Source organism: Bradyrhizobium sp., assembly GCF_050014615.1.
Classification (GTDB): domain Bacteria; phylum Pseudomonadota; class Alphaproteobacteria; order Rhizobiales; family Xanthobacteraceae; genus Bradyrhizobium.
This window is the reverse complement of record NZ_JBEKCZ010000228.1, coordinates 1-9,701: the sequence shown is the minus strand read 5'-3', so window position 1 is coordinate 9,701 and position 9,701 is coordinate 1. Positions and strand designations below refer to the sequence as shown.

Below are 9,701 nucleotides of genomic sequence, written 5' to 3'. Positions count from 1 at the left end.
GTTCGACAAGACCGCGCGCGCGCTGGTCGGTATGTTCCAGAAGAATTTCGCCAAGTTCGAAGCCCAGGTCGACGCCGACGTCCGCGCCGCAGCCCCTGAAGTCAAGCTCGCGGCGGAGTGAGAGCCGAACCACCGTCTCTGTGAACGCGAAGGGCGGCCGAAAAGGCCGCCCTTCTTCATTGCGGATCACGCGCGTCGCCACAGCCGGTACGGCGATGCTTCCGGAGCCGAAGCAGCATTTGAAAAAGACAGAATTTTGAAAAGCGCGGTGCGATCCGACAATTCTTGTTGCCATCGTCGGCGCGTTACTCCCGGCTTATTTTCATTCTAGATTATTTTCATTCTAAACTATCGTTAGACCTATTCCATTTGAGGTTTTCGGCGATCGGCGGCATATCGCGCGCAAGCGTTGGTTCTTACTCATCAGCGAGTTTGATCTTTGCGAATGAGGGACCAATGTCGGCGCTTGAGCGGGTGGTTGTGAATGTTGAGCCTGCCGGTGCCGACCACGGCTTGGAACCATCGACTCTTCATGCAGGTACCGCGCTCCGTAACGGCGTGTCGCGCGGCCACCGACAAAACAGCAGGCTGTACCGAAACTCGGCGGCGATGCTCACATGCGGTGTCGCAGCCGGCCTGCTCGGCCTGACCCATTCAAACCGCGCCTTGGCGCAAGACAGCGGGGCGAAAGACCTCCCGGCCATCGTGGTGGTCGATCCCACCAAAAAGCCGAAGCGGGAGCCCGCAAAGCGCACGGCGCCGGCGCGGGCGGCTTCAAGCCGCGGCACCGGCCGCACCAACCTGCAGCCGGTGCAGGAAGCGGCGGTGGCCGGCGCGGGCGCTCCGACGCCGGCGGAGGCGGCGCTGGACCGCAAGATGCAGGGTTTCGATCAGTCGCGCGATCACCTTTCGCCCAAGCTGGGAGCGTCGTCCACCACCATCGATCGCGCCGCAATCCTGGCCAGCCCGCAAGGCGACAATACGCCGGTCGACAAGCTGGTGCTGCAATTTCCCGGCGTCAATTATGACTCCGCCGTCTCCAACCCGAATTTCCACGTTCGCGGCGAATACAACAACGTGCAGACCCGGATCAACGGGCTGGTGCTCCCCGAAGGCGTGTCGGGTCTTGGTCCCGCGATCGATACCAATTTCATCGGCAGCCTGTCGCTGCTGACCGGCACGCTGCCGGCCCAGTACGGCGGCCGCACCGCGGGTATACTCGACATTACCAGCCGGGCCTTTTCCACGCCCGGCGGGACCGTCAGCGTCTATGGCGGCAGCAACTCGACGGTCACGCCGAGCTTCGATTACGGCGGCAGCGTCGGCGATACCCAGTATTTCTTCTCCGGCCGCGGCAACTGGAACAATCTCGGCATCGAAAACCCGACCTCGTCGCTCAATGCGCTGCACGATCACACCGATCAGGGCAAGTTCTTCGCCTATGTGTCGACGGCGCTCAGCGACACAACGCGCCTGAGCATCATTTCGGGCGCCTCCTACAGCGCGTTCCAGATCCCCAATAATCCGAACCAGATGCCGCTTGGTGATTTCGGGCCGGCCAATGCCAACTCATCGACGCTGAACGAAAACGAGATTGACCAATATTACTTCAATATGGTCGCGCTGCAGACCAAAGGCGATGTGATCGACTCGCAGATCTCGGTGTTTTCCCGCTACGCCCAGGTACATTTCATTCCCGACATATCAGGCGATCTCACCTTCAACGATGTTGCGTCGGACGTCACCCGCACCAGCCAGATGTATGGCACCCAGTTCGACGCGTCCTATGAAGTGAACCGCGCGCACACCTTGCGTTTTGGCTACATGGTGACGGCGGAGAAGACGAATGTTTCCAACGTATCGACGGTATTCCCGGGGGATATCGGGGCCATCACGTCGACGACGCCAGAGACCATTACCGATACCAACTCGCTGCTGGGCTGGAATCTCGGCGCCTATGTGCAGGACGAGTGGAAACTGACCAACCAGCTCACCTTGAACTACGGCATTCGTTTCGATCAATTGTTTCAGTTCGTCAGCGCCAACCAGTTCAGCCCGCGCGCCGCATTGGTCTACAAACCGTTCGACGGCACCACCTTCCATGCCGGCTACGCCCGCTATTTCACGCCGCCGATGCAGGCGCAGGCGACGCAATCGAATCTCGCTTTGTTCGCCAACACAACAAACCAGCCGGACCAGACCAACAACGATCCGGTCAAGCCGGAGCGGTCGCATTATTTCGACGTCGGCGTCGACCAGAAACTGGCGCCGGGTCTCACCTTCGGACTGGATGCCTACTACAAGATCGCAACCGACCTGATCGACGACGGCCAGTTCGGCCAGGCGGTGGTCCTGACCCAGTTCAACTGGGCGCGCGGCTACAGCGAGGGCGCGGAAGCCAAGGTCAAATACCAGAACGGCAATCTCAGCGCCTACGCCAATTTTGCATTCAACATCACGAGGGCAACCGATCCGGTCTCGAACCAGTATCTGCTCGATAGTGCGACCTACAACTTTCTCCTGACCAACTATCACTACACCGATGACATGCAGATGCTGACGGGATCGGCGGGCGCGTCGTACCGCTGGGACCAGACGCTGTTCTCGATCAACATGAAATATGGCAGCGGCCTGCCGACCGGATTCGCCAACTCGTCGTTCAACGAACCCTATGTGACCGCCAATATCGGCATTGCGCGTGAACTCCAGGCGTTTGCGGGCGCCAAGCCGATCACGGTGCGGTTCGACGTCGTCAACCTGTTCGACAAGATCTACGAAATCCGCGACGGCAGCGGCATCGGCGTGTTCGCCCCGCAATTCGGCGCGCGCCGCGGCTTCTATGCCGGTCTTTCGCAGAAGCTTTAGGCCTTGAAATATGCGATCTGGGTGGTGGTGGCGAGCAGGCGGCCGCCGGGTGACCAGAGTTTGCCGGTCTGGTCGCCGTAACTCTTGTGAAAGATGTTGGCGTCGGCGGTGGCGAGGACGCGGCTGACGTCCTCGGCGGCCAGATCCGCCGCGTCGGCATGGAAATAGGTCGTCAGCGAAACCGTGCCAAACGGCACCAATTCGCCGCGCACATGGAAAATGCGGCCGAAGAACGCGTCCGACATCGCCATCAGCGACAGCAGGTCGATTTTGCGCGGCACGCGGTCGCCGATCCATATTTTGGAAAACGCACTCGCCGGTGCATCCTTTTTTGCGCCGCTGAAATCCGGATCGCCCCCGACAAAGCGAAAATCATATTGGTTGGCCCAGGAGGCCTTGATCTTGGGAAAGGGCCGGATCTGATCGAACGGGGCCGCTTGCGGAAGCTCCGTCGGCTGGTGCGACCATGACGGGCGGCGCTCGGCGAACACAGCGGTGGCGAGCGTCGCGACCTCGGCACCTCCCTGCATCAGTTCAACGCACCAGTGTTGCGTCGATCGGTTGGCCTTGACCAGCCGCACGTCGAGATCGAAATCGCCCGGCGCGATCGGCGCGCAAAAATTGACGGTGACGGAGAGCGGATCGCCCGATCGTTGCGGATGATCGATCAGCGCCCGCAGGATCGTCGCCGCGGTGGCGCCGCCGAACGGACCGACAAAGGCCCAGTAGTCGTCGCTGGTCCGTCCCCGCCAGCAGCTGTCGCCGGCGGTGACCCGCGTCGCTTCGTCGAACAAATGCTGGGTCAGCGGGTCGCTCCGCGCTGCGCGCCCGGCGTCTGCAACGCCAGCGGCGCGGTCCCGCGCACCGGCACGTTCCAGATATCCTTGGCATATTCGCGGATGGTGCGGTCGGAGGAGAACCACGCCATCCGCGCGACATTGAGGATGCTGGCCCGCGTCCATGCCGGAACCACCTGCCAGCGTGCGTCGATGCCGCGCTGGGCGTCATAATAAGAGTCGAAATCCGTGCTCACCATATAATGGTCGAGATGACGCAGCGCGTGTGCGATCGATTCGAACCGGCCCGGATCGCCGGGGGAGAACTCGCCGCTGCCGATCGCGTTGATCGCGCGCGACAGGCCCGGCGAGCGCCGGATCACGTCGGTGGCGTCCAGCCCCTGCTTGCGCCGCACCATCACGTCCATCGCTTCCATGCCGAAGATCGCGATGTTTTCCGCCCCCACATTGTCGCGGATTTCGATATTGGCGCCGTCCAGCGTGCCGATGGTCAGCGCGCCGTTGAGCGCGAGCTTCATGTTGCCGGTGCCGGAGGCTTCCATGCCGGCGGTCGAAATCTGCTCGGAAAGGTCGGCGGCGGGAATGATGATTTCGGCGAGGCTGACATTGTAGTCGGCGAGGAACGCGATCTTCAGGCGTCCGGCGATCACCGGATCGTTGTTGACGACTTCGGCGACGTCGTTGATCAGCTTGATGATCAGCTTGGCGTAGCGATAGCTGGCCGCGGCCTTGCCGGCGAATATCTTGACGCGCGGCACCCAGTCGCGTTGCGGGTCGTCCTTGATGGCGTGGTAGAGCGCGATGGCTTCGAGGATGTTGAGCAGCTGCCGCTTGTATTCATGGATGCGCTTGATCTGGACGTCGAACAATGCGGCCGGATCGACCTTGATGTTGAGGCGTTCGCCGATCAGCCGCGCCAGCACGATCTTGTTGTGATGCTTGACGTTGCGGAATTGCTGCTGGAACGCATTGTCGCCGGCATGGGCTTCAAGAAGCGAAAGCTGGCCGGGGTCGTCGAGCACGGCTTCGCCGCAGACCTCGCGCAACAGGTCGGTCAGCTTCGGGTTGGCCAGCATCAGCCAGCGCCGGAAGGTGATGCCATTGGTCTTGTTGTTGATGCGGCCGGGATAAAGATGATTGAGATCGTGGAACACGGTCTCCTTCATCAGGTCGGAATGCATCGCCGAGACGCCGTTGATGCTATGCGATCCGACAAAGGCCAGTTGCCCCATCCGCACCCGGCGGCCGGACTTTTCGTCGATCAGCGACACCGAGGCGCGGAAATCGACGTCGCCGGGACAGCGGGCATCGGCCAGCGCCAGATGCGCGACATTGATGCGGTAGATGATTTCCAGATGGCGCGGCAGCAGCCGCTGGAACAGTTCGACCGGCCAGGTCTCGAGCGCTTCCGGCAGCAGCGTGTGGTTGGTGTAGGACAGCGTCGCCACCGTGATCTGCCAGGCATCGTCCCAGCGGATGTTGTGCAGATCGACCAGAATGCGCATCAGCTCGGTGACGGCGAGACTGGGATGGGTATCGTTGAGCTGCACCGCGACTTTCGCCGCCAGGCCGCGGATCTGCCCATCCGCGGCCAGATGACGCTTGACCAGGTCCTGCAGCGAGGCCGAGACGAAGAAATATTCCTGCCGCAGCCGCAGTTCGCGGCCCGACGGAGATTCGTCGTTCGGATAGAGGAATTTGCAGATCGATTCCGCGCGCGCTTCCTCGGCGGTGGCACCGAGGAAGTCGCCGGAGTTGAACACGTCGAGCTTGAGCGGATCGGGCGAGCGCGCCGACCACAGCCGCAGCGCGTTGACGTGCTGGCCGCGCCAGCCGACGATCGGGGTGTCATAGGCGACCGCCTGCACGGTTTCGCCCGGATGCCAGATCGCGACGTCGCGTCCCTTGCTTTCGACGTGTTCGACGCCGCCGCCGAAATTCACCTGGTAGACCACTTCCGGACGCTGGAATTCCCAGGGGTTGCCGAAGCTGAGCCATTCGTCGGGATATTCGTGCTGCCAGCCCTGCACGATGATCTGGCGGAACAGGCCGAAATCATAACGGATGCCGTAGCCGATCGCGGGGATCGCCAGCGTCGCCATGCTCTCCATGAAGCATGCCGCCAGCCGTCCCAGGCCGCCATTGCCGAGCGCGGCATCGGGTTCGCATTTGCGCAGTTCGGAGAGGCCGACGCCGAGATCGCCGAGCGCGGCGTCGAATACCTGCAGCAGTCCCATATTGTTCAGCGCGTCGGTGAACAGGCGGCCGATCAGAAATTCCAGGCTGAGGTAATAGACCCGCTTGGCGCCGGCGTCGTAGCTCTGCTTTTCCCCGGTCAGCCAGTGGTGCACGATGCGGTCGCGCAGCGCCAGCGCCGCGGCCTTGTACCAGTCGTGCTTGGTGGCCATGCCGGCATCCTTGCCGATCGCCAGCCGCAGCTTGGCGAGGATGGCGCCCTTGATCTCGGCCAGCGCCAGCTCGTCGACGGGCTGGCCGAGGGCCGGAAAATTCACCGGGAATGATTGATCTGGCAAGTTGGGCATCCCCCACTGAACGCTACGCAATGATACGCGGCTTGTGCGCCGATCGAAACCCACCGCGGGCCTCGATGGTGCAATGTATGCATGTTTTTTATGCAAGGACCGGGCCGATTGGGCGGGGATATTGTCGCGGGGGGCGATGGAGACTTTTCCAAATTAGCGAAATGATTCACAGAGATTGTAGGGTGGGCAAAGGCGCGCGCTTCGCGCCGTGCCCACCATCCAGAAATCTCGAATACCAAAAGTTATTCGGTGGGCACGCTTGCGCTTTGCCCACCCTACGTCGCTACTAAATGGAAGTAGTCACCACGTCGCACCGGCGGTTTGTGATCTCCCGGAACAAATTAAGAACACTTTAGCAAGTCTTTGATATATCGTAGTGATTCGGCGCTATGCCGACACAACATCTATGGTCTATCCGGGATTTCGAGGACTACATGTCCACCATCGCCTTCGATACCTTCGCGCTCACCCGCATCGCCGATTTTGCCCGCTCGCTGTCGCGGCTGCATCAGGCTTCCCGCCGGCGGCCGGTCGATGACGACCAGATCGACCGCGAGTTCAACGCCGTCTGCATGTCGGTGTGGGGCTACACCACAGACGATTTCAGCGACGATCTGTTTTCGACGCAGGATCACGCCTGGCTCGATACGCTCGATGAAGCCCATGCGCGCATCTTCGCCGCCGAGCAGGGCTACGACCTCGTCGATGACCACGGCATGCTGACGGACTGGTGGGGCTATTGCTGGATGATCCTCGCCGAGAAGCGCGGCCTCTTGACGCCGGAGAACCGCGCCGCGGCGCGCGCGCAGATCGAGGAAAAATATCTGTCGGCGCCGAACGTGATCGGCGTCATCGTCGGGCGGTGAGATATTCCGCGGCTGTCATTGCGGGACGATGCGTAAGCATCGAACCCGGAATCTCGAGATTCCCCGATGTGCAATTGCACATCTGAGGTCTGGTGCTAACGCACCATCCCGGAATGACGAATTCGATTACGGCCTAATTCACCTCGGCGCGCTTGCCCTTGGCCGAAGAAGACTTCGGCACCGCGCTTGAGGGCAGCACGATATCGCGGCTGGTCTCGGCCATTGGCGCTTCCTCGCCGACCATTTCCGCCGCCACCGGCGCTACCTTCATCTCGCCGAGCCGGGCGCGCACGTCGGAGGTCAGTCCCGGATAGGAGGCCACCGGCGTGAATTCGGCGGTCTGGTTGACGCCGACCTTGATGCCGGAATACGCCACCAGCCCGTTGGTGGTGGCGATGATGTCGCCGGCACGCAGCGAGGTGTCGAGCGTGAGATCGACCGGCGCCAGCCCCGCGGCGTCGCGGCCATTGCATGTGCAATCCGCGCGCAGCGCCTTGCGATAGGCGAAGGCGTTTTCACTGTCGGCATAACGCTCACCGCTAGCGGACGACGCATTGTCGATGGAGCTGCCGAAGAAAACTTTGGTGGGGCTCGCCGGGCAGAATGCCTGGCACATCTGAACCGGTGTGGCGTTGTTGCGCGCCAGCGGGAAATAGCGGCCGTCGCAGCTGCGCACGCAGTATGCCGGTCCGGAGCCGGCCGAGCGTGTGGGCGCTGGCGCGGGCTGCTGGCTGGGGTCGGCGAAGAAATTGGCTTGCGCAGGCGCCTGGTGCTGCTGTTTCTGGGCACCGCCGAACAGGAAATCGAACAGATTTTCGGCGGACGCCGCGTTCGGCGCAAGCGCGATGGCGCCGGCAAGGGCGGCGGTGGCAACGAGCATCATGCGGCGCCGCATGGGCTGATCAGACAACTCTGTACGCAACGCGAACTCCACCCGACGCCGGAAATCCTGCCGCGGCAGGCTGTGCCCCGGCCGGCGCCGGATGGCCGAAAAGAAATGCGGCCTTTACCTCGCCCCGCTTGCGGGGAGAGGTCGGATTCTCGCGCAAGCGAGAATCCGGGTGAGGGGGAGTCACTGAGATCACTGCTGTCGAATTCGCTGAAAGCGGCCCCTCACCCCAGCCCTCTAAGAGCGAGCTTCGCTCGTCTCGACCCCGCTCGCGCGGGGCGAGGGAGAAGATAAGCCGATCAATCCTTCAGGAATTCACTCGCCCGGTAGAGCGAGCGAAACGGAAGGCCTGCCTGCGCGAAGGTGTCGGTGGCGCCTTCTTCGCGGTCGACCATGGTGAGGACCAGCACGACATTGCCGCCGGCATCGCGCACCGCTTCCACCGCTTTCAGCGCCGATTCGCCTGTCGTGGTGACGTCCTCGACGATCACCACACGCTTGCCTTGCAGGCTCTCGCCCTTCGCGAGCCCTTCGACGGCCAGCCGGGCGCCATGTTCCTTCGGCTTCTTGCGCACGAAGAACGCCGCGATCGGATGACCCTTGAGCCAGGACAGCTGCGCGACCGCGCCGGCGAGCGGCACCGCGCCCATCTCGAGGCCGCCGACATAGTCGAGACCGTCGTCCTTCAGCGCCTCATAGGTCAGTTCCGCCAGCAACGCGGCCCCTTCGGGGTCGAGCATGGTCGGCTTGAGGTTGAAGTAGAAATCGCTCTTGCGGCCCGAGGCCAGCACGATTTCGCCGCGGCCAAAGGAGCGCTTGCGGATGATTTCGGCCAGACGGGCGCGGGAGGCTGATTTGGACAAGGCTGATATCTCGTGTGGGGTGGCGCACCCTATCGGTGGTTTCCAGCACATTCCAGAGCGGATGTCGCGCCATCAACAGAGCGGATGAACCCCCATGCCGTGCCGGCGGTTGTAAGGCCAACGGGTTCCGGGTACTGGATACGCCGCTTTCGCGGGGGTGGACCAAACATGACGATCGAACTGCACACCTGGAACACGCCGAACGGCCGCAAAATCAGTGTCGCGCTGGAAGAGATGGGCCTGCCTTACAAGGTGGTCCCGGTGAACATCAGCAAGGGCGAACAGATGGCGCCGGCGTTTCTGGCGATCAGCCCGAACAACAAGATCCCCGCGATCGTGGATCCCGACGGGCCGGGCGGCCAACGCGTCAGCATCTTCGAATCCGGCGCGATCCTGCTCTATCTCGGCGAGAAGACCGGCAGGTTCTTGCCCGTGCCACTCGTCGAGCGCATCCCGGTCTATGAATGGCTGATGTGGCAGATGGGCGGCTTCGGCCCGATGCCGGGGCAGGTGCATCACTTCATCGCGCTGGAGAACGAAGCCGACCGCGCCTATGGCCTCAAGCGCTACATGGCGGAGACGCGCCGGCTCTATGGCGTGCTGGATCGCCGCCTTGCGACCTGCGAGTTCGTTGCCGGCGCGCTGTCGGTCGCCGATTTTGCCATTCTCGGCTGGGCGTGGCGGCACGAACGGCACAAGGTCTCGTTCGCCGATTTCCCGAGTGTCGGCCGCTGGTACGACGCCCTGATGGCGCGGCCCGGCGTCAAGCGCGGCATGGAAGCGAAGCTGGATTGAGACTCCACGTCATTGCCGGGCAAAAGCGCGAAGCGCGTCTTCGCGCCAGATGACCCGGCAATCCATCCTCTTCGGAAATTACA

General features: G+C 62.5%; 7 protein-coding genes. 3 read left to right on the top strand and 4 right to left on the bottom strand.

The features are described 5' to 3' along the window. Nucleotides 1-609 precede the first annotated feature (609 nt). Nucleotides 610-2,865: a TonB-dependent receptor gene (locus ABR948_RS25875; protein ID WP_428123381.1), complete on the top strand. Its 2,256-nt coding sequence runs from the start codon at nt 610-612 to the stop codon at nt 2,863-2,865. Here the strand turns inward: ABR948_RS25875 and ABR948_RS25870 are convergent. Then, nucleotides 2,862-3,671 (bottom strand): acyl-CoA thioesterase, encoded by an 810-nt coding sequence (locus ABR948_RS25870; protein WP_428123383.1) that lies wholly within the window; start codon nt 3,669-3,671, stop codon nt 2,862-2,864. The genes ABR948_RS25875 and ABR948_RS25870 overlap by 4 nt on opposite strands. Continuing rightward, complete coding sequence (locus ABR948_RS25865; RefSeq protein ID WP_428123378.1) at nt 3,668-6,205, bottom strand: glycogen/starch/alpha-glucan phosphorylase; 2,538 nt, start codon at nt 6,203-6,205, stop codon at nt 3,668-3,670. Before ABR948_RS25865 ends, ABR948_RS25870 begins: the two co-directional genes overlap by 4 nt. 434 nt (nt 6,206-6,639) lie before the next feature. Here ABR948_RS25865 and ABR948_RS25860 point away from each other — a divergent pair, with 434 nt between their 5' ends. Then, nucleotides 6,640-7,071 (top strand): hypothetical protein, encoded by a 432-nt coding sequence (locus ABR948_RS25860; RefSeq protein WP_428123376.1) that lies wholly within the window; start codon nt 6,640-6,642, stop codon nt 7,069-7,071. A gap of 133 nt (nt 7,072-7,204) precedes the next feature. Here ABR948_RS25860 and ABR948_RS25855 read toward each other — a convergent pair whose 3' ends face one another. Beyond that, complete coding sequence (locus ABR948_RS25855; RefSeq protein WP_428123374.1) at nt 7,205-7,954, bottom strand: DUF2865 domain-containing protein; 750 nt, start codon at nt 7,952-7,954, stop codon at nt 7,205-7,207. 305 nt (nt 7,955-8,259) lie between these two features. Beyond that, nucleotides 8,260-8,823 carry an orotate phosphoribosyltransferase gene (pyrE, locus tag ABR948_RS25850; RefSeq protein WP_428123371.1) on the bottom strand — a complete coding sequence of 188 codons (564 nt, stop codon included), beginning with the start codon at nt 8,821-8,823 and terminating at the stop codon, nt 8,260-8,262. A gap of 168 nt (nt 8,824-8,991) precedes the next feature. Here pyrE and ABR948_RS25845 point away from each other — a divergent pair, with 168 nt between their 5' ends. Beyond that, nucleotides 8,992-9,618 carry a glutathione S-transferase family protein gene (locus tag ABR948_RS25845; RefSeq protein WP_428123369.1) on the top strand — a complete coding sequence of 209 codons (627 nt, stop codon included), beginning with the start codon at nt 8,992-8,994 and terminating at the stop codon, nt 9,616-9,618. Nucleotides 9,619-9,701 lie beyond the last annotated feature (83 nt).

What these genes read in the sequence shown, in the direction of transcription:
- ABR948_RS25865 (WP_428123378.1), bottom strand. Translation starts at nt 6,205, where the DNA reads ATGCCCAACTTGCCAGATCAATCATTCCCGGTGAATTTTCCGGCCCTC.
- ABR948_RS25860 (WP_428123376.1), top strand. Translation starts at nt 6,640, where the DNA reads ATGTCCACCATCGCCTTCGATACCTTCGCGCTCACCCGCATCGCCGAT.
- ABR948_RS25875 (WP_428123381.1), top strand. Translation starts at nt 610, where the DNA reads ATGCTCACATGCGGTGTCGCAGCCGGCCTGCTCGGCCTGACCCATTCA.
- ABR948_RS25855 (WP_428123374.1), bottom strand. Translation starts at nt 7,954, where the DNA reads ATGATGCTCGTTGCCACCGCCGCCCTTGCCGGCGCCATCGCGCTTGCG.
- ABR948_RS25845 (WP_428123369.1), top strand. Translation starts at nt 8,992, where the DNA reads ATGACGATCGAACTGCACACCTGGAACACGCCGAACGGCCGCAAAATC.